This is a genomic window from Pseudomonas benzopyrenica (genome assembly GCF_036884265.1).
GTDB lineage: Bacteria > Pseudomonadota > Gammaproteobacteria > Pseudomonadales > Pseudomonadaceae > Chryseomonas > Chryseomonas benzopyrenica.
Genome location: NZ_CP145723.1, coordinates 4,230,069 through 4,255,483, shown reverse-complemented (window position 1 = coordinate 4,255,483; position 25,415 = coordinate 4,230,069). Strand labels below are relative to the sequence as shown.

General features: G+C 67.5%; 17 protein-coding genes and 2 pseudogenes. 6 read left to right on the top strand and 13 right to left on the bottom strand.

The features are described 5' to 3' along the window. Positions 1-548: 548 nt before the first annotated feature. The gene (locus V6W80_RS20175; protein WP_338545215.1) at positions 549-3,890 is read right to left on the bottom strand and encodes a PAS domain S-box protein; all 3,342 of its coding nucleotides are present in this window, start codon (positions 3,888-3,890) and stop codon (positions 549-551) included. 244 nt (positions 3,891-4,134) lie between these two features. Between V6W80_RS20175 and V6W80_RS20170 the strand changes: the two genes are divergently transcribed. Continuing rightward, a complete protein-coding gene (locus V6W80_RS20170) occupies positions 4,135-4,518 on the top strand; it encodes a response regulator (RefSeq protein WP_051226123.1) in 384 nt (127 codons plus the stop codon). Here the strand turns inward: V6W80_RS20170 and V6W80_RS20165 are convergent. From V6W80_RS20165 to V6W80_RS20150, 4 genes and pseudogenes are all read right to left on the bottom strand, one after another. After that, positions 4,515-4,907: a response regulator gene (locus V6W80_RS20165; protein WP_017638658.1), complete on the bottom strand. Its 393-nt coding sequence runs from the start codon at positions 4,905-4,907 to the stop codon at positions 4,515-4,517. The two genes, V6W80_RS20170 and V6W80_RS20165, sit on opposite strands and share 4 nt — an antisense overlap. Before the next feature lie 83 nt (positions 4,908-4,990). Continuing rightward, entirely contained in the window at positions 4,991-5,998 is a 1,008-nt protein-coding gene (locus V6W80_RS20160) for a zinc-dependent alcohol dehydrogenase family protein (RefSeq protein WP_338545214.1), read from the bottom strand. A 105-nt stretch (positions 5,999-6,103) separates the two neighbouring features. Then, positions 6,104-6,487, bottom strand: a pseudogene (locus V6W80_RS20155) (DUF4398 domain-containing protein); the annotation flags it as partial. A 30-nt stretch (positions 6,488-6,517) separates the two neighbouring features. Beyond that, positions 6,518-6,949 (bottom strand): DUF4398 domain-containing protein, encoded by a 432-nt coding sequence (locus V6W80_RS20150; protein WP_017638661.1) that lies wholly within the window; start codon positions 6,947-6,949, stop codon positions 6,518-6,520. Positions 6,950-7,105: 156 nt separating this feature from the next. On the opposite strand from V6W80_RS20150, the gene V6W80_RS20145 reads away from it, so the two are divergent. Beyond that, complete coding sequence (locus V6W80_RS20145; RefSeq protein ID WP_338545213.1) at positions 7,106-8,731, top strand: methyl-accepting chemotaxis protein; 1,626 nt, start codon at positions 7,106-7,108, stop codon at positions 8,729-8,731. Positions 8,732-8,735: 4 nt separating this feature from the next. Here the strand turns inward: V6W80_RS20145 and V6W80_RS20140 are convergent, their stop codons facing one another. Continuing rightward, complete coding sequence (locus V6W80_RS20140; RefSeq protein ID WP_338545212.1) at positions 8,736-9,905, bottom strand: HPP family protein; 1,170 nt, start codon at positions 9,903-9,905, stop codon at positions 8,736-8,738. Between the two features lie 257 nt (positions 9,906-10,162). On the opposite strand from V6W80_RS20140, the gene nhaA reads away from it, so the two are divergent. Together nhaA and crcB are read left to right on the top strand one after the other, a co-directional pair. After that, positions 10,163-11,332: a Na+/H+ antiporter NhaA gene (gene nhaA / locus V6W80_RS20135; protein WP_338545211.1), complete on the top strand. Its 1,170-nt coding sequence runs from the start codon at positions 10,163-10,165 to the stop codon at positions 11,330-11,332. Between the two features lie 12 nt (positions 11,333-11,344). Continuing rightward, positions 11,345-11,722 (top strand): fluoride efflux transporter CrcB, encoded by a 378-nt coding sequence (crcB, locus tag V6W80_RS20130; RefSeq protein ID WP_017638665.1) that lies wholly within the window; start codon positions 11,345-11,347, stop codon positions 11,720-11,722. Positions 11,723-11,741: 19 nt separating this feature from the next. Here the strand turns inward: crcB and V6W80_RS20125 are convergent, their stop codons facing one another. Both V6W80_RS20125 and V6W80_RS20120 read right to left on the bottom strand, forming a co-directional pair. Continuing rightward, positions 11,742-12,794 carry an acyltransferase family protein gene (locus V6W80_RS20125; RefSeq protein ID WP_017638666.1) on the bottom strand — a complete coding sequence of 351 codons (1,053 nt, stop codon included), beginning with the start codon at positions 12,792-12,794 and terminating at the stop codon, positions 11,742-11,744. A gap of 350 nt (positions 12,795-13,144) precedes the next feature. Continuing rightward, positions 13,145-13,666 carry a hypothetical protein gene (locus V6W80_RS20120; protein ID WP_338545210.1) on the bottom strand — a complete coding sequence of 174 codons (522 nt, stop codon included), beginning with the start codon at positions 13,664-13,666 and terminating at the stop codon, positions 13,145-13,147. Between the two features lie 232 nt (positions 13,667-13,898). Between V6W80_RS20120 and V6W80_RS20115 the strand changes: the two genes are divergently transcribed. After that, entirely contained in the window at positions 13,899-15,335 is a 1,437-nt protein-coding gene (locus V6W80_RS20115) for a dihydrolipoyl dehydrogenase (protein WP_338545209.1), read from the top strand. Positions 15,336-15,510: 175 nt separating this feature from the next. Here the strand turns inward: V6W80_RS20115 and V6W80_RS24155 are convergent, their stop codons facing one another. The 5 genes and pseudogenes from V6W80_RS24155 to V6W80_RS20095 form a co-directional block, all read right to left on the bottom strand. Next, positions 15,511-16,215, bottom strand: a complete 705-nt coding sequence (locus V6W80_RS24155) for a methyl-accepting chemotaxis protein (protein ID WP_430707822.1) — start codon at positions 16,213-16,215, stop codon at positions 15,511-15,513. 198 nt (positions 16,216-16,413) lie between these two features. Then, positions 16,414-17,373, bottom strand: a pseudogene (locus V6W80_RS24150) (cache domain-containing protein); the annotation flags it as partial. A 235-nt stretch (positions 17,374-17,608) separates the two neighbouring features. Next, the gene (locus V6W80_RS20105) at positions 17,609-19,027 is read right to left on the bottom strand and encodes a sugar porter family MFS transporter (protein WP_338545207.1); all 1,419 of its coding nucleotides are present in this window, start codon (positions 19,025-19,027) and stop codon (positions 17,609-17,611) included. Between the two features lie 145 nt (positions 19,028-19,172). Beyond that, entirely contained in the window at positions 19,173-23,000 is a 3,828-nt protein-coding gene (locus V6W80_RS20100; RefSeq protein ID WP_338545206.1) for an ATP-binding response regulator, read from the bottom strand. Positions 23,001-23,241: 241 nt separating this feature from the next. Next, positions 23,242-24,135: a LysR family transcriptional regulator gene (locus V6W80_RS20095; protein ID WP_338545205.1), complete on the bottom strand. Its 894-nt coding sequence runs from the start codon at positions 24,133-24,135 to the stop codon at positions 23,242-23,244. A gap of 96 nt (positions 24,136-24,231) precedes the next feature. Here V6W80_RS20095 and V6W80_RS20090 point away from each other — a divergent pair, with 96 nt between their 5' ends. After that, a complete protein-coding gene (locus V6W80_RS20090) occupies positions 24,232-25,401 on the top strand; it encodes an MFS transporter (RefSeq protein WP_338545204.1) in 1,170 nt (389 codons plus the stop codon). Positions 25,402-25,415 lie beyond the last annotated feature (14 nt).

Here is a 25,415-nt window from a genome sequence, read left to right as displayed (position 1 = left end):
TCGGCCCCGTTGGGCTTCGCTGCGCTCAGCGCCAACCTACGCGAGAGGCCGGACCGTGGTGGCTACCGACGTAGGTTGGGCTGAGACGGCGTCATCGTCGAAGCCCAACAGGCCCCCGGCTGCACCTCGGCACCGTTGGGCTTCGCTGCGCTCAGCGTCAACCTACGCGAGAGGCCGGACCGTGGTGGCTACCAACGTAGGTTGGGCTGAGACGGCTTTATCGTCGAAGCCCAACAGGGCCCCGGCTGAACCTCGGCACCGTTGGGCTTCGCTGCGCTCAGCGTCAACCTACGCGAGAGGCCGGACCGTGGTGGCTACCAACGTAGGTTGGGCTGAGACGGCTTCATCGTCGAAGCCCAACAGGGCCCCGGCTGAACCTCGGCACCGTTGGGCTTCGCTGCGCTCAGCACCAACCTACATGAGAGGTCGAACTGCGGTGGCTGCCGACGTAGGTTGGGCTGAGAGGGCTTCATCGTCGAAGCCCAACAGGCCCCCGGCTGAACCTCGGCACCGTTGGGCTTCGCTGCGCTCAGCGCCAACCTACGGAGTCAGGTCCCCTCGATCAGATCGCGGATGCGTACCGCCAGGGCGTCCATGGCGAAGGGCTTGGTCATCACGTGCATGCCGGGCTCCAGATGGCCGTTGCCGACCACCGCGTTCTCCGCGTAGCCGGTGATGAACAGTACCTTGAGGCCCGGGCGGCGCTGGCGGGCGGCGTCGGCCATCTGCCGGCCGTTCATGCCGCCGGGCAGGCCGACGTCGCTGATCAGCAGGTCGATGCGCACATCGGATTCCAGCAGTCGCAACCCGGAGCTGGCATCCGCCGCTTCCAGGGCGGCGTAGCCCAGTTCTTCCAGCACCTCCACCACCAGCATCCGTACCGTGGGTTCGTCATCCACCACCAGCACCGTCTCGCCGTGACCCTGGCGTGGCAGCGCCGGTTGGCTGGCGATGAGGTCCACACCCGCTGCCGTTTCGCGGTGGCGCGGCAGGAAAAGGGTGACGCTGGTGCCCTCATCGACCTGGGAATGGATGCGCGCCTGGCCGCCGGACTGGCGCACGAAGCCGTAGATCATCGACAGGCCGAGCCCGGTACCCACGCCGATCGGCTTGGTGGTGAAGAAGGGGTCGAAGGCCTTGGCGATCACCTCGGGCGGCATGCCGCAGCCGTTGTCGGTCACCGAGAGGGCGATGTATTCGCCCGGCTCCAGGTCGCGGACCCGGGCCATGCGCGCATCCAGCGCCCGATTGGCGGTCTCGATGAAGATGCGGCCACCCTCGGGCATGGCATCGCGGGCATTGATGCAGAGATTGAGCAGGGCATTTTCCAGCTGCGGCGGATCGACCAGGGTCGACCAGAGTTCGCTGCTGGCCACCACCTCGATCTGGATCGCCGGACCCACCGTGCGGCGGATCAGGTCTTCCATGCCGGCCACCAGGCGATTGACGTCGGTGGGCTTGGGATCCAGCGTCTGCCGGCGGGAAAAGGCCAGCAGCCGGTGGGTCAGGGCGGCGGCGCGGATGGCGGCGCCCTGGGCGGCGGTGGTGTAGCGTTCAAGGTTGTTCAGCCTACCCTGGCCGATGCGCACCGTGAGCAGGTCCAGACTGCCGACGATGCCGGCGAGCAGGTTGTTGAAGTCGTGGGCCAGGCCGCCGGTGAGTTGGCCGACCGCTTCCATCTTCTGCGACTGGCGCAGCTGTTCTTCCAGCAGCGCCTGGGTCTCCGCGGCGTCCTTCTCGCGGGTGATATCGCGCCCGGCACCGGTGACGTGCTCCTGATCAGTGTCTAGCGACAGCGTCCAGGACAGCCAGCGCCAGCTGCCATTCGCCGCCTGGACACGATTCTCCACCCGGGTCGGCAGCCCGCTGCGGCGCAGGTCGTCCAGCGCCACCAGCACGCCCGGTAGATCGTCGGGGTGAATGAGTTCAGTGTAAGGCCTGCTGAGCAACTCGGCCTCGGAATAGCCCAGGCCGCGCGACCAGGATGGACTCACCCGCAGCAGCTGCCCGGCGAAGTCGGCGGTGAGCAGCAGGTCCTCGCTGAGCGCCCAGAGCCGGTCGCGTTCGGCGGTGCGCGCCTGGACTTCCTGGCTGAGGCTGAGATTCTGCGCCTGGATTAGCGCCTGGGCGTCGCGCTGGACGGTGACGTCCTGGGCGAAGACATAGAAGCCATCCACCGCGCCGCGCCCATCCCGCCGCGGCCGATAGTGGATGTCGGCGATGCGTCGCCGGCCGTCCGGCCAGGCCCAGGGCAGATCCAGCCGCGCCGGGGTGCCGTCCAGGGCGGCCTGGATGGCTGGGCGGCGGGCAGCGAACAGCTCCGGCGCGAAGACCTCGGCCATGCTGCGACCGAGGATGCTCTGCGGCGCATCCTTGAACCACTTGGGCGCCTCGACGTTGGCGAAGCGATAGATCAGGTCGCGATCGACGAAGGCGATCAGGCAGGGCAGGGTGTCGGCCACCAGGCGCAGATTGAGTTCGCTGTCGCGCAGGGCACGTTCCGCGGTCAGCCGCGCCGTCGCCGAGCGGGTGCGATTGGCGACCTCGCGGATGAATTGCAACTCGGCCGGCGTCCAGCGCCGCGGCTGACTGGAACCGACATAGAGCAGGGCCACCAGGTTGCCGTGCTCGAACAGCGGCAGGTTGACCAGGGCACGGGTCTCCAGGCGTTGCAGCGCCGCGAGGTTGTCACGGGCGCGCGGGTCCGCGTGCACATCCTCGATCACCACGGTTTCGCCGCGCTTGAAAGACTCGCTGTAGCTGCCGTAGTCGTGGAAGTTCAGGGTGCCCATCAGGCTGCGGGCGCCCGGGATCGTCCAGTCGCGCCCCACGGTGATGGTCTCGGCCTCGGCGTCCACCAGGCCATAGCCCACCAGGTGGGCATCCAGGCTGGTACCCAGGGTGGCGCAGGCGAGGTCGGTGACGGCTTCGATGTCGCCCAGCTGGCTGAAGCCCTCACCGAGTTCGGCCAGGGCCCTGCGATAACGCTCTTCGTCGCGGGTGGCCTGGGCGGCCTGCTCGCGCTCGGTGACATCCAGGAACAGCACCAGAAAGCTGTCGGGACCGGCCTTGTGCGCATGGCCTTCGTACCAGCGCCCGTTGTGCTGGAATTGCCGCACGTAGCTGAACGACTGGCCGGTATCCACCACCCGGGTGAAGTCTTCCACCCAGAGGTCTTCGAGATCGGGAAACAGGCTGCGCGCGGTCTGGCCGACCGCCTGTTGCGCACTCAAGCCGAAGTGCGTGCACCAAGCCCGGTTGACCTGGTCATAGCGCCAGTCCCGGCCGCGGCCCTGGTCATCGCGCAGGATGGTGCCGAGGATGAAGCCCTCGTCCAGTTGCTCGAACAGGCCGCGCCAGTAGCGCTCGCTCTCCGCCAGCTGCTGCTGCACCTCGCCCACGTAGCGCTGGCTGTCGCGCAGGGCCTCGCCGGCCAGGTGCTGGGACGTGCGGTCGCGGAGGATCTTGACGAAGCCGGTATGGGTGCCGGCGTCGTCGTGCAGCGGATGCATCTCGCCACTGGCCCAGAAGCGAGTGCCGTCGCGGCGCAGGTGCCAGCGCTCATCCTCGGCACGGCCGTCCTGCAGGGCCAGCCGCATTTCCAGCGCGGCTCGGCCGCTCTGGTTGTCTTCCGGGGTGAAGAAGCGCTCCGCCGGTGTACCGCGAATCTCCGCGGCGGTCCAGCCCAGCAGGCGTTCGGCGCCGCTGTTCCAGTCGGCGATCACCCCGGCCGGATCGAGCACGATCATGGCGAAATCGATGGCGCCATCGAAGATTGCCAGGCGCCGTTGGGCGTCCTGGGGCGGCAGCGCGGTGCACTGGTCGAGCGCGGCGCGCAGGCGGCGTACTTCGGCCTGGAGTTCAGCGTGAGAGAGAGCGGATTCAGCCATGGGATCTTTCGAACAGGTGGGCAGCGAAAGCAGACGGCGGTGACGTCCAGCGAGAGCCTTAGAGTAAGAGAGTCGGGCGCCGGCCAGCGATCTGCCGGCACCTTTTTCCGACAGACAGGGAATTAAGTAGCCGCTGCGGCATCAGACAAGTGCCAGTACCAACCGGCCAGCCGTCCATCCGAGGGTTGTGATCCAATTCGAGTAATTTCGGTCTATTTAGTCGTACTAATGAAGTAGCGTTGCCATGACCGATGTAGTTTCTTCCGCAGCCGTTACCACTGTGCTGGTCGTCGAGGACGATCCCGTACTGCGCTCGCTGGCGACGGAGGTGTTCGAAATGGAAGGCTACGCCGTCCAGTCGTTCGACACCGCCGATGCCGCCTGGTGCTGGTTCGAAGCCGATCCGCTACCGCCCGATCTGCTGTTCACCGATGTGCGTATGCCCGGTCGGTTGGATGGCCTCGCCCTGGCCAAGCAGGTCCGCCAACGTTTTCCGCAGCTGCCGATCCTGGTGTCCTCTGGATACACCGGCCAGCAGTATGCCGAACGCGAAGACCGAGCGTTGTTCCTGCCCAAGCCCTGGACCATCGACCAGTTGCTGAAGGCCTGCGGTCAGCTGGGCGTCTAGTCGCCTGCCTGACGCGCTCGCGCCAGGCGTACCGCCGAATCCACCTCATCCAGCGTCCAGGGCTTCTGCAGGAAGATCACCTGAGGGGGCAGCGTGGTGGTGATTTCGTAGCCGTAGCCGGAAGTGATCACCATGGGCAACTCGGGCCAGCGCTGCAGCAGCATCTGCGCCAGCTCGCCGCCGCGCAACTGGCCGGGCATCAAGTGATCGGTAACGACCAAGGCCGGCGCCTCCTGGCATTGCAGCAGATGCACCAGGGCATCGTCGGCATTGTCGAAGCGGGTACAGGCCCACTGCAATTGTTCTTCGAGATGATTGCCCAGCAGCTCGGCGAGCAGACTGTTGTCTTCGATGACGACGGCATAGGGCAGGGCGGTAGACGAAGTCATCGGGACATCCGGAACGCGATGAGGCAATTCCGGAAGTCTAGCAGAGCCCTGTCGGTCTCAGTCTGGCTTTCGTCTGACCATTGTCAGATCTCCAAGACGATCTTGCCGAAATGGCTGCCGCCCTTCTGGAAGGCGAAGGCCTCGGCGATCTCGGCCAGGGGATAGCTGCGATCGATGACCGGCTTGATCCCGTTGCTCTCCAGCGCCTGGATCATCTCCTGCTGATGGCGGCGACTGCCGACGATCAACCCCTGCAGTCGTTGGTGACGGCGCATCAGATTGGCGGTGGGAACCTGGCCCTCGACGCCGGTGAGCACGCCGATCAGCGCCAGATGACCATGGATGCGCGCGGCCTGGATGGATTGCGCCAGCGTCGCCGGGCCGCCCACTTCCACCACGATGTCGACGCCGCGCCCCCCGGTGATGGCCTGCACCTTGGCGCCCCATTCCGGCTCGTCGCGGTAGTTGATCAGGTGGTCGGCGCCCAAGGCATAGGCACGCTGCAGCTTCTCGTCCGACGAAGAGGTGGCAATCACCGTGGCGCCCATGGCCTTGGCCAGCTGCAGGGCGAAGATGGACACCCCGCCGGTGCCCATGACCAGCACGCTGTCACCGGGCTTGAGATTGCCGTCCACCACCAGGGCACGCCAGGCGGTGAGCCCGGCGGTGGTCAGGGTCGCCGCCTCGGCATGGCTGTAGCCCTTGGGCGCGCGGGTAAAGGCCGTGGCCGGGCGCACCACTACCTCGCAGGCGAAGCCGTCGATGCCATCGCCGGGCGTGGTGGAGAAATCGTCGATTGTCGGCTCGCCGTCCAACCACTGGGGAAAGAAGGTCGAGACCACCTGATCGCCCACGGCGAATTCGCTGACGCCTGCGCCCACGGCCTCGACCACCCCGGCGCCATCGGACATGGGAATGCGCCCATCGGCGGTCGGCATCTTGCCGAGCACCACGCCCAGATCATGGAAATTCAGCGAGCTGGCCTTGATCCGCACACGGATCTCGCCGGCTCCGGGCTGACCGGGATCGGGCAGTTCACAGTGTTCCAGCTGATCCAGACCACCGGGTTTGCGTAGGCGTATGGCGTGCATGAAAGATCCTCCGGACTATGGCGAGCAGGACGCTCGCGGGTCTGTAGAGGACCACGGTGCCGGGTGCAGGATTCCCAAAGGAGTCCTGCACCCATGGCCTTACTTGATCGCCTTCTGCAGTTGCTGCAGCTGCTCGGTGCGGGTGTTCAGGCGGGTTTCGCCGCGCTGGGCATCGACCTTCTTCAGCTCGGCCTCGGCCATGCGCAGCTTGATGGTCTGCATGGCGGTCTGGATGCGTTGCTGGGTCAAGTAGGCCAGCTGGTCGACGGTGCGCTCGTTCTCACCGTCCTTGTAGGCCTTGTCGGTCTTGGCCAGCCAGGTGCCGGCATCCTTGGTTTCCAGCGCCGCCAGCTGGGTGGCCTGGGGCTGGGATTCGAGGGCGGCGTAGTCGTTGCGCGCCTTTTCCAGGTTGGGGTTGGGCGGGGTGGCGCAGGCGGCCAGGGTGAGGGTCAGGGCCGACAGTACCGGAAGCAGAAAACGTTTACGCATGGGTTTCGTCCTTCAAGAGAGCGGGCAGCCTTACTGCTGCACCTTTTTCTGTAGATTCTGTTGCAGCTGGAGGTTGATCTGACCTTCCTCGCGGATCTGCTGGATGCTGTTCTGGGCATCCTGCAGCGCCGCCGCGGCCTTGGCGGCCTGGGTCTTGCGAGTCGCCAGGCGGGCATCCCACTCGGCCTGCTCGGCCAGGCGCTTGGCGTCGTCGTATTTCTCGTTGGACAGGGCCGCCTGGGCCTGGGTCCACTTGTCCTGAGCCGACTTGGTCTCGATCGGGGCGAACTGGTTGCCGCCGCCACTCACGGCTTCGTTGACGGCCGATTGGGTCACGGCCATCTGCGCGGTCGGCGGATTGCCGGCGCAGCCCGCGAGGAGCAGACCGCCACCCAGGACCAGGCTGGCGAGCAGCGCACGAGGCGCGGAGAACGGGGAGGCGCGAGAGGGACCGGTTTTCATCCGAACATTCCTGGCAGGTCGCCCGGAATGGGCGACAGTGCCTGTGAGACGGCGAAAACGCGGCGAGGTTCGCTGCAACCGCTGCGCTAAAGGGCAGGGTGTCCTGGCCGATATACGTTGTCAGACAACAACAGGGCCAGCGGCCACGGAGATTCCATGCTGTTACGCAATTGCAACATCGCGCCCCGCGCGGCGCTAGGCTTCGGCCTGATCGCCCTGATGGTGGCTTTTCTCGGCCTGTTTTCCCTGGCGCAGATGGCGGGTATCCGCGAACGCCAGGTGGTGACGGAGCGCGACTGGGTGCCGAGCATCCGCGCGGTGGACGCCATCCGCGAGAACATGCTGCGCATCCGCACCATCTCCTTGCGGCTGGCGCTGGACCCGGAACCGCGCAACATCGACACCTATGTCAGCCAGTATGAGGCGCGCAACAAGGTGCTCATGGAGGGCATCAAGGCCTATGAGGTCTTTGTCGACACCCCCGAGGAGCACCAGCGCTGGGATCTGTTCAAGCGCGATTTCGCCACCTATCAGCAGGGCATGACCGAGTCCTTCGCCCTGGCGCGGCGGGGCGATACCGCCGCGCTCAACAAACTGACCCTGGTGGACATGAAACCCGTGGTGGACGGCACCGGCAAGCAGCTGGGCGAGTTGGGCGACCTCTATGCCGAGGGTATCGAGCGCGATGGCAAGGTCTCGGCGGATCGCTATGAGGCTTCACGGCTGATCGTCATCGCGGTGATCGTCCTGGCCGCCCTGGCCACGGTGCTCATGGCCTGGCTGCTGACCCGCAGCATCGTCGGACCGCTACGCGAAGCGCTGCTGGCCGCCCGCCGTGTCGCCCAGGGCGACCTGACCCAGACCCTGGCGGTGCAGGGGCGTGACGAGGTGAGCGAATTGCAGCGCGCCTTGCAGCAGATGCAGGGGCAGTTGCGTGAGACCCTCTCGCGCATCGCCGGCTCCTCCACCCAGTTGGCCACCGCCGCCGAAGAGCTCAATGCGGTCACCGAGGCCGCGGGCCAGGGCCTGCAGCAGCAGAACCAGGAGATCGAACAGGCCGCTACCGCCGTCACCGAGATGAGCACCGCGGTGGACGAGGTGGCGCGCAACGCCGTCTCCACCTCCGAAGCCTCGCGGGCCTCCAGCCAGGCCGCGCAGCAAGGCCAGACTCGCGTCGCGGAAACCCTGGGCGCCATCGAGGCGCTGTCCGACGAGGTCGTGGCCACCGGGACGGTGGTCCAGCGCCTGGCCGAGCAGTCCCAGGACATCGGCAAGGTGCTCGACGTCATTCGCGCCATCGCCGAGCAGACCAACCTGCTGGCGCTCAATGCCGCCATCGAGGCGGCGCGGGCCGGTGAGGCCGGACGTGGTTTCGCCGTGGTGGCCGACGAGGTGCGCGCTCTGGCCAGCCGTACCCAGCAGTCCACCCTGGAGATCGAGCAGATGGTCTCGGGCATGCGCAGCGGCGCCAGCCAGGCCCTGGGCTCCATGCACAGCAGCAGTCAGCGCGCCCAGGCCACGCGGGCCCTGGCGGAAACCGCCGGGGTGGCGCTGGACGAGATCAACAGCCGCATCGGCGAGATGTACGAGCGCAATCTGGTGATCGCCAGCGCGGCCGAAGAGCAGGCCCAGGTGGCCCGTGAAGTGGATCGCAATCTGGTCAACATCCGCGATCTCTCCACCCAGTCCGCCGACGGAGCCCGCCAGACCAGTGCCGCCAGCCAGGAATTGTCCCGGCTGGCGGTGGATCTGCAGGGGCTGGTGAATCGCTTCCAGGTCTGAACCGCTAGACGCGCACCGCCTGGTACAGCGCCCGGATCAGATCCGACTGGGTGATGATGCCCACCAGGCGGCGCGAGCCGTCGATGATGGGGATGTGGCGGTGGCCGTTCTCGGAAAACACCGGTACCAGATCGATCAGCAAGCGGTCGGCGCTGGCCACCCGCACGGTACGGGTCATGATGCGGCCGACGCTGTGTTCGTCCTGGCGCGCCTTCGGCCGGACCAGGGAGCGCAGGCGCCAGCCGAGGCCCTCGTGCACGTCCAGGTCGATCTGCCGCATGAAATCGGCGACGGTGACGATGCCCAGCAGATAGCCCTGGCGATCCACCACCGGCAGCGCCTTGATGCGCCGGGCGCGCATCAGCGCCCAGGCTTCCTGCAGCGGCATCTCGGCGCGGGCCGTCACCGGTTGCTGGCTCATGACGTCGGCGCAGCGCAATTCGCCCATCTTGCGCTGGTAGGCGCGTGCCTCCACCTGTTCGAGCAATTCGGCGAGGTCGTCGCGGCTGATGTCCAGCACCTGGTTGTAGCGCGCCAGCACGGCGTCCAGGTCGGCGCGCTGCAGGTGCGTCTCGCTGCTCGGCTCGGCCGGGCGTGGCACATGGGGCCAGGGGCGCCGGGTCAGGTTGTTGTAGAGCAGGCCGGCGCTCACCAGCAGCAGCGAGTCCAGCGCCACCGGACTCCAGGCATAGCTGAAGTCCTGGGCACCGATGAGCACCATCAGCAGCGCCGAGGCGCCGCCCGGAGGGTGCAGGCAGCGCAGGGTGAACATGGCGGCGATGGCCAGGGCGACCGCCACGGCGGCGGCCAGATTGGCTTCGGGAATCCACCGCGCGCAGGCGATGCCGATCAGCGCCGCCAGGGTATTGCCACCCACCACCGACCAGGGCTGCGCCAGGGGACTGGAGGGCAGGGCGAACACCAGCACGGCGCTGGCGCCCAGCGGCGCCACCAGGGCCAGTGCCAGGGCGCCGTGCTGATGCACCGGCTGGCCTTCCAGCCACCAGGCCGCCAGCAGCGCCGCGAGCAGGATGCCGAGGCCGGCGCCCAGGCTGGCGCGTAGTCGCTCGCGCCCGTCGATGGGTAGCGGCGCGGGCCAGAAGGCCCGCAGGCCCTGGATCAGGCGCGCGGAAAGGGAGGGCGAGGGGGAGGGCGTAAGGGGTTCCTGGGACATGGGAAAGCAGCTGCTAGGCAGAACGAGGGCGCTGATGGTCCTCCCTGTACGCCGCCCTGGCAAGACCGAACCGGCCCCTGTGCCGCCTCTTCCAGCGGTCAGGCAGCGCTCCAGAGCGTCTGCCGCCCCAGGTGGATTTTCTACTGCGAGGGGCCGTCCGCCGTAGTAGGATTATCGGCTGGGTGTCGCCGCAGTCGCGCGGTAGGACAGGTTGAATCGAGCGCAGGTCGGGCCGCCGCGCAGGAGTCCTGCTGCCCATGTCATCCATACCTTCCCCCACCAAGGCCCTGGCCTTCGTTCAGCGCTTCTGCGCCGCCGAGGCCGCCGGCGGCATCGTATTGATGGTCGCCGCGGCCATTGCCCTCATCGTCGCCAACTCGCCGCTGGCCGAGGGCTACTTCGCCAGCCTGCATTGGTACGTCGGTGGGCTCTCCGTCGGTCACTGGATCAACGACGGCCTGATGGCCCTCTTCTTTCTGCTGGTGGGCCTGGAGATCAAGCGCGAAATGGCGGTCGGCCAACTCGCCAGCTGGGGCGATCGCGCCCTGCCGGGCCTCGCGGCCCTGGGCGGCATGCTGGTGCCGGCGCTGCTCTATGCCCTGGTCAATCGCCACGATCCCCAGACCCTCTCGGGTTGGGCGATTCCCGCCGCCACCGACATCGCCTTCGCCCTCGGTGTGCTGTCGCTGCTGGGGTCGCGGGTGCCGGTGTCGCTCAAGGTCTTCCTTTCGGCGCTGGCCATCCTCGACGACCTCGGCGCGGTGCTGATCATCGCCCTGTTCTATACCAGCGATCTCTCCGCCAGCATGCTGCTGGCCGCGGCAGGGCTGGTGGCGGTGCTGTTCGTGCTCAACCGCCTCAAGGTCACCGCCTTGCTGCCCTATCTGCTGGTCGGGGCGCTGCTGTGGTTCTGCATGCTGCGCTCGGGCATCCACGCGACCCTGGCCGGGGTGATCCTGGCGTTGTTCATTCCCCTGGGCGATAGCGCGGCCGACGACGCCTCGCCGCTGCTCCGGCTGGAATCCGTGCTGCACCCCTGGGTGGCCTTCCTCATCGTGCCCGTGTTCGGTTTCGCCAATGCCGGGGTCTCCCTGGCCGGCATTTCCCTTGGCAATCTGCTGGACCCGGTGCCGCTGGGCGTCGCCCTGGGGCTGTTCCTCGGCAAGCAGGTGGGCATCTCGCTGATGGCGCTGCTGGCTATCCGCAGTGGCCTGGCGCGGCTGCCGGAGGGTGCCAGCTGGCTGCAGCTCTATGGCGTGGCCCTGCTTTGCGGGATTGGCTTTACCATGAGTCTGTTCATTGGTGCCCTGGCCTTTCCGGGTGCGCCCTTCCTGGTCGACGAGGTCAAGATCGGGGTGCTGCTGGGCTCGCTGCTGTCAGCCCTGGCCGGCATCGCCGTGCTGCTGGTCGCCGCCCGTCGTCGTTGAGAGGAGTTCGAGATGCCCTATGCGCTGTTCGCGGTGATGTTCGGCGGTGCCCTGGGGAGCGCCTGCCGCTGGTGGGTCGGTCTGCGGCTGAATGCACTGTTCCCGCTGCTGCCGATGGGCACCCTGCTGGTGAACCTGGTCGGCGGCTTCGTCATCGGTCTGGCGCTGGGGCTGTTCGCTCGCTATCCGGGGCTGGACGTGCAATGGAAACTGCTCCTGGTGACCGGCTTCTGCGGCGGCTTCACCACCTTCTCGACCTTTTCCGCCGAGGTGGTGACGCTGCTGCAGAGCGGTCGCCTGGGCTGGGCGGCGCTCACCATCACCGCCCATGTGCTGGGATCGCTGCTGCTGACCCTGGCCGGGTTCGCCCTGGCCGGTCGCCTCGGCTGAGTCGACCGGCCGTTGCCCGTCAGGCGGGGGCCACCGGGGCGGTGGGGGCCTGGCGCCGCGGCTTGAATTTCAATGCCGGCGCCTCGATCAGGTGCCAGGACAGCACCGCAAGGCCCAAGGTCAGGACGTAGCTCACCACCAGGAAACCGGGCAGCGAGAAGCTGTCGGGAAACCAGTGCATGAGCAACTGCTGGACCGGGAAGTTGAACAGGTAGAGGCCGTAGGAGTAGTCGCCGAAACGGCCGAAGCCGTGCAGCACCGGTACCTGTACCTGGGCCAGGTAGATGATCACATAGGCCAGGGACACCAGGTGGATCACCGGCAGCACGTGCCAGACGATGGCTGCCAGCGACAGCAGACAGAGCGCCAGGGCCAGGTCCAGCCGCCAGGGGATGCGCGGCCCGGCCAGTTGCAGCAGGGCACCGGCGAAAAAGAACATGCCCAGGCTGAACACCTTGTGCAGCACGAAGCTGGCGATGCCCATCTGCGGCAGCAGCAGGAAGTTGCCCACCACCAGCACCACCAGGGTGGCCATGACCACCGAGCGGGTCAGCAGCCCCAGCACCCCGATGATCAGCAGCGACAGGTACATGAAGACCTCGTAGGGCAGGGTCCAGTAGCTGCCGTTCACCGTGTCGGGAAAGGGATTGCCGGTGAAGACGCCGGGCAGTTCGAAGCGCGTCATCAAGAGGATGTTCTTGAAGAAGCCCAGGGTCTGGCGATCGCTGAAGTAGGCACTCGTCTCGCGACTAGTGGCGAGCCAGCCCACCACTAGCACCGAGAAGAGCACCGAAACGATCAAGGCTGGAAAGATTCGCAGGGCGCGCTTGGCGAGAAAATCCAGCGGATTGCGGCTGCGCTGGAAGGACGCCGTGATCAGGAAGCCGCTGATCACGAAGAACACATAGACGGCGATGTTGGCGGCGTCGGTGAAACCGGTGAAGTTGAGGATCGGCTCGGCGCCGATGTGACCCGAGAGCCAGAAGCCGTGGCCGATCACCACGGTGGAGGCCGCGGCGAATCTCAGGAAATCGAAGTTGTTGCGTCCCTGGGGGACGTGGGCGGTGGTCATGTCTGCTCCTCGCAGCCGTGGCCCATGCCGCGGCCGCCGCCCGGGAGCGGACTCCAGGCGGACGGCGACGCACACGGCATCGGCGGGAACGCCCGTCAGCGCGACGGACGCAGGCAAAGGCCGCTGCCGGCTATACCGGCAACGAAAGGGCGACAGCCGACGCGATCAGCGAGATCGGCCAGCCGGCGAGGGCAGGGGCTATGGGGGGCTGAGCGGCGCGAAAGCGGGCGTCATGCGCCAGGACTCCGGGAGAGCGGTACCGCGAGAGGCGACGGGGGCGACGAGACGCGCGCAGGCGAACGGGGTCTGGGGCCTCCCGGCCGCCCCTTGCGCTGCGCGCGCCTCGTGCATCAGGCGCTGGCCTGCAGCGGTTGGTCGTGCACTTCTTGCGGTTGTTCCAGGGCGAAGGGCTCCTGGGCGAAATAGAGGGCGGCGCTCTGGCGGGCGTGATCGCCGAATTCCTGTGGGTGGCGCATGACGATCCGTTCGAAGGCGCCCGGCTCCAGGCCGTCTTCATAGAAGCCGTTGTGGCACTGCAGGATGCCCGAGGCGCAAACGCTGCGCTCGACGGCGGCGATCAGGCCACCGGCTCTGAGACTCTTGACGATGTTGTGCGGCAGCCGCTGGCGGCGTCTCAGACTGGCGGCGGTGTCGCTGAGGGTATCGAGGATCTCGGTCTCGGCGGGCGACAGCTTGCGTACGTCCAGCTTGGACTTCTGCACCAGGTAGCGACGGGAGAGCAGGCGGGCCTGGTCGTTGAGCGCCTTGAGCACCGTGCCGCTGAGTTCACCACGGGTGAACAGACCGGTTTCCAGGGCGATCAGGTAGGACCAATCGTTGATGAGCGGAATCTTGCTGATGTCACGTTCCATGTGAATGCCTGCGTCCATATAAGTTGGCTAATTGAGGATATGAAGCCTCAATGGTTCCAGATCGCCAGTATAAGGTGACGAGTGGCATAGAATTTGACAGTCCTGACAAGAATTGTCGGTTTTTTGTCGAAGTGGGTCACGCCTTGAGGATGCAACCTCAACGCTGCGCTTGGGGTCACTAGCTGGAGTCCTGGCGCGAGTCGGGTGACCCTCCGTAACCTCAGGTGATGAGATGAGTGACCCTGTAGCCGCTTCGACCCCCGCCGATCTGCAGTGCGACGTCGCCGTGATCGGCGCCGGAACCGCGGGCCTCGCCGCCGAACGCGCCGCCCGGCGCCAGGGCGCCAGCACCCTGTTGATCGATGACCGCTGGGCCGGTACTACCTGTGCCTCGGTGGGTTGCATGCCTTCCAAGTTGCTGATCGTCGCCGGCGAGGCCCATCACGCCGTCCAGCGCGCCGGCCTCTTTGGCATCGAGGTGGGCAACGTGGGCGTCGATGGCGCAGCCGTCATGGCGCGGGTACGACGTGAGCGTGATCATTTCGTCGCCGCAACCAAACAAGGTTTTGAGAAATTACCCGAGGGTGTCGCCCAGCACGCCACCGCCCGCTTCGTGGCGCCGGATCGACTGCAGCTCAGTAATGGTAAGACTGTTAAGGCCCGTAGCGTGATCATCGCCACCGGCTCCTATCCCCTGGTCCCCGAGCCTTTCGATGCGCTCGGCGACCGGGCCCTGACCAACGAGACGCTCTTCGAGCTGGCCGGTCTGCCACGTTCCCTGGCGGTGATCGGCACCGGTCCGGTGGGCCTGGAGCTGGCCCAGGCCATGGCCCGGCTCGGGGTGGCCGTCACCCTGTTCGGCCAGGACGACGGCCTGGGCGCGCTCAAGGACGCCGAGGTCAAGGCCGAGCTGCACCGGATCCTGGCGCAGGACCTGACCCTGTACCTGAATGTCGAGGTGGATGCCCGCCGCGAGGGCGCGGGCGTGCGGCTGTCCTGGTCCGGTGCTGCGACCGGCGAGGGCGACTTCGAGTATGTGCTGGTGGCCGCCGGCCGTCCGCCGCGGCTGAAGGGCCTGGGCCTGGAAACCACCGGCATCGAGCTGGACGACCACGGCACGCCGGTCTACGACCCCAAGACGTTGCAGTGCGGGTCCTCATCGATCTTCATCGCCGGCGATGCCGACCATGATCGGCCGATCCTCCATGAGGCCTCCGACGAAGGCGCCATCGCCGGGCACAATGCCGCCTGCTATCCCGAGGTGCGGCCCACACCGAGATCGCCGCTGTTTTCGCTGATCTTCACCGATCCGCCGGTGGCCGTATTGGGCAGTCCGCCCGATGAGGACAGCCTGATCGGCACCTCTTCCTACCACGACCAGGGCCGCGCCCGGGTCGAGGCGCGCAACCAGGGCATCGCCCGTTTCTATGCCGAGCCAGGCACCGGCAAGCTCACCGGCGCCGCCATGGTCGGGCCGGGCATGGACCATATCGGCCACCTGCTGGTGCTGGCGCTGATCCATGGCGAGACCGCCAGTTCGCTGCTCGACATGCCCTTCTATCACCCCACCCTCGAAGAGGGCCTCAAGAGCGGCCTGCGCGAGATCTGCCAGGCGGCCCACAGCAGCCTGCGCGGCGATCGCGACCAGGGTTCGCCGTCCGGGGCTTGAGGTGAGGGGTGTTGGGCTTCGACGATAGGGCCGTCTCAACCCAACCTACGGTGCTGCACCCGTAGGTTGGCGCTGAGCGCAGCGAAGCCCAACGGTACGTTCTGCCCCATTCGGCCACACAAAAAAGCCCCGCCGGGATCACCCGCGGGGCTTTCGCTCTCTCCACCAGCAGCCATCAGGCCTTGAAGCGTCTCACCAGTCCATCCAGCTCGCCCGACAGCTGCGACAGGCGCGAGGAGTCGCGGGTGGTGGACTGGGCCAGGCCTTCCACCTGCTGGGCGTCGTCCTGGATCTGGGCGATGTGGCGGTTGATGTCCTCGGCCACCTGATGCTGCTCCTCGGCTGCCGCGGCGATCTGCAGCGCCTGGTCGCGGATCTCGTCCACCGACTGGCGGATGCCTTCGAAACTGCCACGCGCCTCGCTGATGGAGGCCACGCTGGTCTGCGACAGCTCCAGGCTGGTCTCGATCTGGCGGGTGACCTCCTGGGTCTTGCGCGCCAGGTTGCCGAGCAGGCCGTCGATCTCGCCGGTGGAATCGGCGGTGCGCTTGGCCAGGGCGCGGACCTCGTCGGCCACCACCGCGAAGCCACGACCTTGTTCACCGGCACGGGCCGCTTCGATGGCGGCGTTGAGCGCCAGCAGGTTGGTCTGTTCGGCGATGCCGCGGATGGTGTCGAGGATGGTGTTGATGTTGTGACTGTCCTGCTCAAGAACCGCCATGGCCTGGGCCGACTCGGCCAGGCTGCCGCTGAGGCGATTGACGTTGCCGGTGGCCTTCTCGATCTGGCCGTAGCCTTCCTGCACCCGGTGGTGACCGGCGTCGGCGGAGGCCGCGGCGTGGCTGCAGGAACGCGCCACTTCGTTGGAGGTGGCGACCATCTCGTTGAAGGCGGTGGAGACCATTTCCACGGCCTCGCGCTGGCGCCCGGCCACCTCGTTCATGCTGGCGGCGGCCTGGGTGGTGGTCTGCGACGCCTGCTGCAGGTCGGTGGAGGCCTGGCCGATACGCTGCACCAGTTGGCGGATGCTGGCGAGGAACTGGTTGAACCAGCCGGCCAGGGCGGCGGTTTCATCCTTGCCCTGGACGTTAAGGCTCTTGGTCAGATCGCCTTCGCCCTGGGCGATGGATTCGAGACCGGCGGAGACGCCACGGATCGGTCGCACGATCATGCCGGCAAAGGCCGCACCGAGCACGGCGAACAACAGCGCCAGCACAGCGGTGATGCCGGCGATCTGCCAGGTCAGGGCGGTGGCCTTGCCCATCACCTCGTTACGCTCGATCAGGCCGATGAATTTCCAGCCGAGGTCCTTGGCCTGATAGACGTTGACCATGTAGTCGGTGCCATTGAGGGTGACCTCGCCCAGGCCGCTCTGGATGCCGCTGAGGGTCTGGTAGGCGTCGCCCAGCTCCTTGAGCTGCTTGAAGTTGTGCTTGGGATCGCGCGGGTCGACCAGCACGTTGCCATTCTCTTCCACCAGCATCAGGTAGCCGCTCTGGCCCAGGGTGATGCTCTTGACCAGATCGGTGAGCTGCTTGAGCGAGATGTCCAGGCCCACCACACCGCGGACCTTGCCGCTGGCGTCTTCCATGGTCCGGACGATGCCCATCAGCGAGACGTCGTCGGTCGCCCAGTAGTAGGCCGGGGTACGCACCACCTTGCCCGGATTGTTCATGGCCGCCTGGTACCAAGGGCGCACGCGCGGGTCGTAGTTGGCCAGCTTGGCGTCGTCCGGCCAACTGGCGTAGCTGCCATCGGTCAGGCCGATCGACAGATAGGCCGTGGTGGGGTGGGTCTTGGCGAAGCGGGTGAAATAGCTCACCGCCTGCTGGCCGGCTTCGGTCTGCGGCTGCTGGGCGGCATCCGCGCCCTGGTAGTTCTTCAGGCCATCCAGGGCCAGGATGCTCGGCTCCTTGGCCAGGTAGTCGACGTTCTGCTGGATGCCGGAGAAGAACTGCTGGATGTTGCGATCGATCTGACGGATTTCGCGCCCGCTACCGTCGAGGAAGTCCCCGGTGGCCTGGCTGCGCACGTTCATGATGACCACGCCCGCCACCAGGATCACCGGGAGGCAGGCGGTTACCGCGAAAAGCGAGGTGAGTTTTTGTTTGATGTTCATCGAAAGCCCCGGTCGCGCCCTGGCGCGAAGAGTGACGGCAGCATGCCTTCACTCTGCATCGGCCTGGATAATTCCGACTTGATACGGCAAGAAAAATTATTCCATTTGGTCCGCGGCAAGCCGGAAAATCGTCGATCGGTCAGCTAACGACCCGCTATAACTCTTTCTTCAGATGGCGTTCGATTTCTTCCAACGACTTGCCACGGGTCTCCGGCAAGCAGAAGTAGACGAACAGAAGTGACCCCACATTGATGGCGGCGAAGACATAGAAAGTGAAGTTGCCGATCCACTCCAGCGCCACCGGAAAGCTGAAAGCCACGGTGGCGTTGCACAGCCACTGCACGGCCACCGCCACCCCGGTCAGCAGACCACGGACCTGGTTGGGAAACAGCTCCGACATCAACAGCCAGTACACCGGCGCGATGCACATCTGCATGAACAGCAGGAACACCAGGATGCAGGCCAGCGCCAGGTAGCTCTGGGTGAGGTTCTGCGGCAGCCACAGCAGCACGCTGCCCAGCGCCAGTTGCGCCAGCACTACGATCACCAGGCCGACCAGCAGCAGGGTGCGGCGCCCAGCGCGGCCGATGGCCCAGATACCCAGCAGGGTGGCGATCACCGAGACCACGCCGTTGCCGATGGTGGCGGTCAGGGCCGCGCTGGTGCCCATGCCGGTGCTCTTGAGAATGATCGGGGTGTAGTACATGAAGGCGTTGACCCCGGTGAACTGGGCGACGAAGCCCAGGCCGATGCCCAGCAAGAGCAACTTGACCACCCAGCCCTGGCTCAGCAGCTCGCGCAAGGGCGGCCGATGCTTGGCCTGCTCCTCGCTCTCGCGCATCTCCTTGACCTCGCGCGCCACCTCCTCGGGGGTGTCGCGCAGGCGCTCCAGCACGGCTTCGGCTTCTTCGATCCGGCCCTTGGCCGCCAGCCAGCGCGGCGAGGTGGGCAGCAGGAAGGTGCCGGCGAACAGCAGGATACCCGGCACCATGGCGATGGCCAGCATGTAGCGCCAGATACCGTTCTCGTGCACCAGCCAGGCGAGCAGGGCGCTGAGCACATAGGCCAGCAGCTGGCCGCTGACGATCATCAGCTCGTTGCGGCTCACCAGGCGGCCACGGCGCTTGGGTCCGGCGATCTCGGCGATGAACACCGGCACCGTGGCCGAGCCACCGCCCACCGCCAGGCCGAGCGCGAAGCGCGCGACCACCATCAGCTCCACCGATGGCGCCACCGCGGTACCCAGGGCACCTAGGACGAAGAGGATCGACAGCAGGCGCAGGGTGGTGCGCCGGCCATGGCGGTCGGCGAGATAGCCCGCCGCCAGCGAGCCGAAGGCCGCGCCGACGATCAAGGCGGCGGTGACCAGGCCCTCGGTGTAGGCGTTGAGCCCCAGGCCACCCTGGTCGGCGGGCAGGGTCATGAAGGGCAGGGCGCCGGCGATGATGCCGGTGTCGTAACCGAAGGCCAGGGCGCCCATGGTGGCGACCAGCACGGTGATGAAGATCAGTCGCCGGGCCGAGGCCTTCTGGTCAGGGTCGGCGGCGGGAGCGGTGGAGCGGGAGGAAGACATAGGGAACGCGGGTATCCTGAAAACCTGAGGGGTAGGCGAGGTCGCACCGCCCCCGCGCCTCTGGCGACAGAGGGCGGGCGGTCCGACCTGGCTGGATAGGACAGGCGTCAGCTCCAGGATTTCCCGCCAGGGGCGCAAACCGTGGTCAGGGACGCTCGCGACGGTCCTGCAACAGGCCCTGGATACGCTCGCTGAGCACCTCGATGGCGAAGGGCTTCTGCAGCAGCTGCATGCCCTGGCCGAGGAAGCGCTGCACGTCCATGGCCTCTTCGGCGTAGCCGGTCACCAGCAGCACGGCGATGCCGGGGCGCTGGCGACGGATCTCTTCCACCAGTTCGCGACCGTTCAGCCCCGGCAGGCCCACGTCGGAGACCACCAGGTCCAGTTGCGGCTCGCGCTCCAGCAGCGCCAGGGCGGTGGGCGCATCCTCGGCTTGGAGGGCGGTATAGCCCAGGTCCTTGAGCACCTCGACGATCAGCAGGCGCACCCCGGGTTCGTCTTCCACCACCAGCACCCGCTCGCCGCGACCCGGTTGCAGCGCCACTTCCTCCGGCACGTCTTCGCTGGCGACGCCCTGATGGCGCGGGAACAGCAGGCTGACCCGGGTGCCGCGGCCTTCCTCGCTGTGGAGGTCGATGTAGCCACCGCTCTGCTTGATGAAGCCATAGACCATCGACAGGCCCAGCCCCGTGCCCTTGCCCTGCGGCTTGGTGGTGAAGAAGGGCTCGAAGACCCGTTCCAGCACGGCGGCCGGGATGCCGCTGCCGGTATCCTCTACCGCCAGCTCGACATAGTCGCCGCTCAGGCGCTCGGGCAGCATCAGCAATCGGGGATCGCGCAGGTTGCGCGTGGTGATCATCAGTTGACCGCCCTGGGGCATGGCGTCCCGGGCATTGATGCAGAGATTGAGCAGGGCGTTTTCCAGCTGGTTGGCATCGCTGCAGGTGGGCCAGGTGGCGGCATCGAGTTGCAGCTGCAGGCGGATGTTCTCGTTGAGGGTGCGCTGGATCAGGGTCTCCATGCCGGTGACCAGCCGATTCACGTCCACCGGCTGCAAATCCAGCGCCTGGCGCCGACCGAAGCTGAGCAGGCGCTGGGTGAGAGCGGCGGCCCGCTGTGCCGAGGCGATTGCGATACCAATGTAGCGCTCGGCGCGGGGCTGCTCGCCGTTCAAATGGCGCTGCAGCAATTCCAGCGAGCCGGTGATCGCCGTGAGCAGGTTGTTGAAGTCGTGGGCGATGCCGCCGGTGAGCTGGCCGATGGCTTCCATCTTCTGGCTCTGGCGCAGGGCGTCCCGCGCCTGTTCCAGCTCCAGCGCCCGTTCGCGCTCGACGGTGACGTCACGGGCCACGCAATAGAGCAGGCCGCCCTCGGGCACGGCGGTCCAGGACAGGGTGCGGTAGCTGTCGCTGCGAGTGCGAAAGCGATTCTCGAAATTGAAGCTGGCGGCGCCGGCCGCCAGCTGGGCGATCTCCTGGCGGGTGCGCTGGCGATCCTCGGGATGCTCCAGCCATTCCGAGGTCTTGCCGATGATCTCGTCCACCGTCCAGCCCAGGGTACGGGTCCAGGCCGGGTTGATGCTGACCCAGATGCCACGGCTGTCGGCGATACCGATGAGGTCGTGGCTGTAGGCCCAGAGCTGGTCACGCTCGCGAGTGCGTTCGCGGACGCGGATTTCCAGCACCTCGTTGGCCTGGCGCAGGGCATCGGCGGTCTCGCGTCTGAGTCGCGCCAGGCGCATGGCGCCTTCCACCCGGGCGATCAGCTCGCGGGCGCTGAAGGGTTTGACCAGGTAGTCGTCGGCGCCGGCTGCTATGCCTTCGATGGAGGCCTCTTCGCCGGCCCGTGCCGACAGCAGAATGATGGGCACCTGGCCGGTGCCCTCGTCGCTGCGCAAGGCGCGCAACACGCCGAAGCCGTCCAGCACCGGCATCATGACGTCGGACAGCACCAGCGCCGGCAGTTGCCGCTGCACCGCCTCGACCGCGGCACGGCCATCGGCCACGGCTTCCACCTGGTAGCCGGACTCCTTGAGCAACCGTTCGACATAGCCGCGCATGTCGGCGTTGTCGTCGGCCAGGACGATGCGCTCGCCGCGCCCCTGGCCACCCCCGACCTGTTCGTCGCGCGTCACGGGGGCGCTGGGGAGCGGCTCGTCCGGCAGCCAGCGCAGGGCCTCGGCGACAAAGGTGTCGGCGCGGGTGGCGGTGGACACCTGGGTCGCGCTGACCCGGTTGGCCTCGGGCAGATGGGCGTGGCCGAACGGCAGCCACACCTCGAAGGTGGTGCCCACGCCGATCTGGCTGGTGACCCGCACCTCGCCGCCATGCAGCTCGGTGAGATCCTTGACCAGCGCCAGGCCGATGCCGGTGCCCTCGTGGGTCCGGCCGATCTGGCCTTCGATGCGGTGGAAGCGGTCGAACACCTTGCCCAGTTCGCTCTGCGGGATGCCGACGCCGCTGTCGGCGACCGCCAGCACGGCACAGCCATCCTGGCGCCGCAGGCTGACCCGCACCTCGCCCGCCAGGGTGTACTTGAAGGCGTTGGAGACCAGATTCAGGACGATCTTTTCCCAGAGATCGCGATCCACCCAGACCGGTTCGTCGAGGGGGCCGCAGTCGATGCCGAAGGCCAGGCCGGCGCGGGCCATGGCCGAGCGAAAGCTGCTGGCGAGTTCCGCGGTATAGAGCGCCAGGTCCAGGGGCGCGAAGCTCGCGCGCATCCGGCCGGCTTCCATGCGCGAGAAGTCCAGCAGCGAATTCACCAGGCGCAGCAGGCGCTGGCCGTTGCGCTGGATGAGTTCCAGCTCCTGGCGACCGACCCGGGGTTCGCCCGCGGTGCGATCCGGGCGTGCCAGCATGTCTTCCAGGGGACCGAGCATCAGTGTCAGCGGCGTACGGAATTCATGGCTGGCGTTGGAAAAGAACGCCGTCTTGGCCCGGTCCAGTTCGGCCAGCTGCTCGGCGCGGCGGCGTTCTTCCTCGTAGCGTTGGGCATTGGCGATGGCGGTGCCCAGGTGCCCGGCGGCGCGGACGAAGAGATTCCGGTAGTCGGCATCCACCCGCCGTCGTGGACTGATGCCCGCGACCAGATAGCCATGGGGCTCCTCGCCCGGCGGACCGGGGATGGGCACCACCAGGGCCTCTTCCAGCGGCTCCGGCCAGGGCGTGCCGATCAGGCGACCCCCCAGACGCTCGGCCAGCCCGCCGATCAGCGCCGGCGCGTGGCGGGCCGCGGCAAAGGACCAGGGCAGGGCATCGCTGTCCGCCGTGACCTCCAGCGGTGCGAGGGGATCGTCTGCGGCCAGCCCGGCCAGGGCCACGCGCCTCAGGGCGCCGGTGGCGGCGTCACGCAGATAGGCCAGGCAGAAGGGCGCTTCCTCCGGCACCTCATGCAGGCAGCGCACCCCTTCGCGACAGGCGTCCACCGCCGCGCGGGTCGCCGAGGTGGCTTCGGAGACGTTGCGCAGCAATCGCTCGCGCCGTTCCGTCAGCACTCGGTAGGTGGTCTCGGTCACCGCGGTGAAGATGCCCTCCACCGCGCCGGTCTCGCCGCGCACCGGGCTGTAGCTGTAGTAGAAGTAGCACTCCTCCACGTAGCCGAATCTGTTCAGCGGCAGCAACTGGTCTTCCGACCAGGTGGCCTCGCCGGTGGCCATCACGTGATCGAACATCGGTCCGATGATGTCCCAGATCTCCGCCCAGACCTCCCAGCCGGCGCGCCCCAGCGCCCAGGGATGCTTGCGCCCCGGCACCGGACTCCAGGCGTCGTTGTAGATCAGGGCGCGGGTCTCGCCCCAGTAGAGCACGATGGGGAAGCGCGAGCCGAGGCAGATGCTGACCGCCGAACGCAGCGCCGTCGACCAGGTCTCCAGGGGGCCGAAGGGCGTCTGGGACCAGTCCTTCTGGCGCATCAGCGCGGCCATTTCACCGGGGACGTCGAGAAAGGCCAGCGGCGAGGGAAGGTTGGACAAGAGAGCTCCTGCGGGGCGAGGAAAGAGGGCCTGGGACGTACCGCCATCGGCAGCGACAGCGACAGGCAGGAGGGGGCGCCGCAACGGGCAGCGAGCGGCCTTGCCGTGAGCGATGACGCCGCGACGCGGACCCGATCTAAGCGTGTTGATTGCTCAGACTATTACAAGCGGACCGGCTTGGCGAATGACGCAGGCGGCAAAGCGCCTGCCCACACCGGGACGCTGCCGGTCGAAGGGCGCGTCAGCTGCCCAGCCGCTCCACCAGGAAGTCCACGAACACCCGCACCCGCGCCGGCATGGTGGCGCCGCCGACGAACACCGCATGGATCGGCTCCAGATCGCCCGGATTCCAGGCCTCCAGTAGTGGCACCAGGGCGCCGCTGCGCAGGTCGTCGGCCACGCTAAATTCCCCGATACGGGCGATGCCGGCGCCTTCCCGGGCCAGCAGCGCCAGGGCCTCACCGCTGTTGCACTCGATGTTGCCGCTGATCTTCAGGGCGAAGGCCTGGCCGTCGCGGACGAAGGGCCAGTCGGGCAGGGCGCGGCGAAAGTTGAATCTCAGGCAGTTGTGTTCGAGCAGGTCCTCCGGCACCTGAGGCGTGCCGTGGCGGGCGAGGTAGGCGGGAGAGGCTACCACCACCTGCCCGGTGACGCCGATGGGGCGGGCGCTCAGGGGGCTGTCGGCCAGTTGGCCGAAGCGGATCGCCACGTCGGCCTGGCCGGCGAGGATGTCCACCACCTCGTCACCCAGTGCCAGGTCCACCACGATATCCGGATAGCGCGCGCTGAAGGCCGCCACCAGCGGCACCAGGGTCATGCGGCCATGGCCGAGGGCGGCGCTGACCCGCAGCCGTCCCTGGGGCACGCCCTGGTCGGCGATGGCCTCTTCCACCTCGGCCAGATCCGCCAGGATGCGCCGCGCCGCGCGCAGATAGGCCGCGCCCTCGGCGGTGAGGGTGATGGCCCGGGTGGTGCGCAGCAGCAGCCGCGTACCCAGGCGCTGCTCGGTGCGGGCGATGGAGCGACTCACCGCCGAAGGTGTCAGGCGCAGGGCTCTGGCCGCTGCCGAGAGGCTGCCAGCCTCGACCACCTGGGCGAACACCGCCATCTCTCCCGAGCGACCAGTCAGATCCACTTGTGACTCCAGAGCAAAGGTGCATGCCAAAACCGCCGTCTACCGGCGTTCGAGCGAGGAGCTTAGCATTCACCGCATAGATAAGGAGCCTTTCCCATGCGTATCAATCCACCCCTGCTGGCCCTGGCCACCGGCGCCTTTGGCATCGGCGTCACCGAATTCGCGCCCATGGGCATGCTGCCCGGCATCGCTGCCGATCTTGGCGTCTCCATCCCGGCGGCGGGCCTCCTGATCAGCGCCTATGCCTTGGGCGTGCTGATCGGCGCGCCGCTGATGACCCTGACCACCGGCCGCATCCCGCGTCGCCAGCTGCTGATCGGCCTGATGGCCATCTTCACCCTGGGCAACCTGATGTCGGCGCTGGCCACCGACTACACCAGCCTGCTGATCGCCCGGGTGGTGACCTCCCTCAACCATGGCGCCTTCTTTGGCGTCGGTGCCCTGGTGGCGGCCAGCGTGGTCGCCCCGGACCGGCGCGCCGGGGCGGTCGCCGCGATGTTCATGGGCCTGACCCTGGCCACCATCGGCGGCGTGCCCCTGGCCACCTGGTTCGGTGAACTGCTCGGCTGGCGCCAGGCCTTCTGGGGCATCGCCGGTCTCGGCCTGCTGACCATGGCCGCGCTCTGGTTCGCCCTGCCCAACGTGGCCCTGCCGCCGAGCGACGGCGTGCTGGCCGAGATCCGCGTGCTGGGGCGTCCGCCGGTACTGGCCGCCCTTGGACTGACCGTGGTCGGCTCGGGCGCCATGTTCACCGTCTTCACCTATATCGCGCCCATCCTCGCCCGTGAGACGCATGGCTCCACGGCCTTCATCACCGCCATGCTGGTGCTGTTCGGCGTCGGCCTGACCCTGGGCAATCTCTGGGGCGGCAAGGCCGCGGACAAATCCATCGATCGCACCCTGATCGCCTCCCTGGGCGTGCTCATCGTGGGGCTGCTGGCCTTCAGCGTGCTGATGCGCTGGCCGCTGGCGGCTGCCGTAGCCATCCTCGTCTGGGGCATCGCCAGCTTCGCCCTGGTGCCGCCGCTGCAGATGCGCGTGATGGAAGCCGCCAAGGACGCCCCCAATCTGGCGTCGGCGGTCAACATCGGCGCCTTCAACCTGGGCAATGCCCTCGGCGCGGCCCTGGGCGGCGCGGTGATCGATGCCGGTCTCGGCTATCCGGCGATCTCCCTGGCCGGCGCCGGCATGGCCGCCCTGGGTCTGGCGATGGCCCTGGTCCTGGCCTGGCGCGGTCGGGCGACCGGTGCGGCCGTGGCCGGGTAGCCACGAGCAGCCGG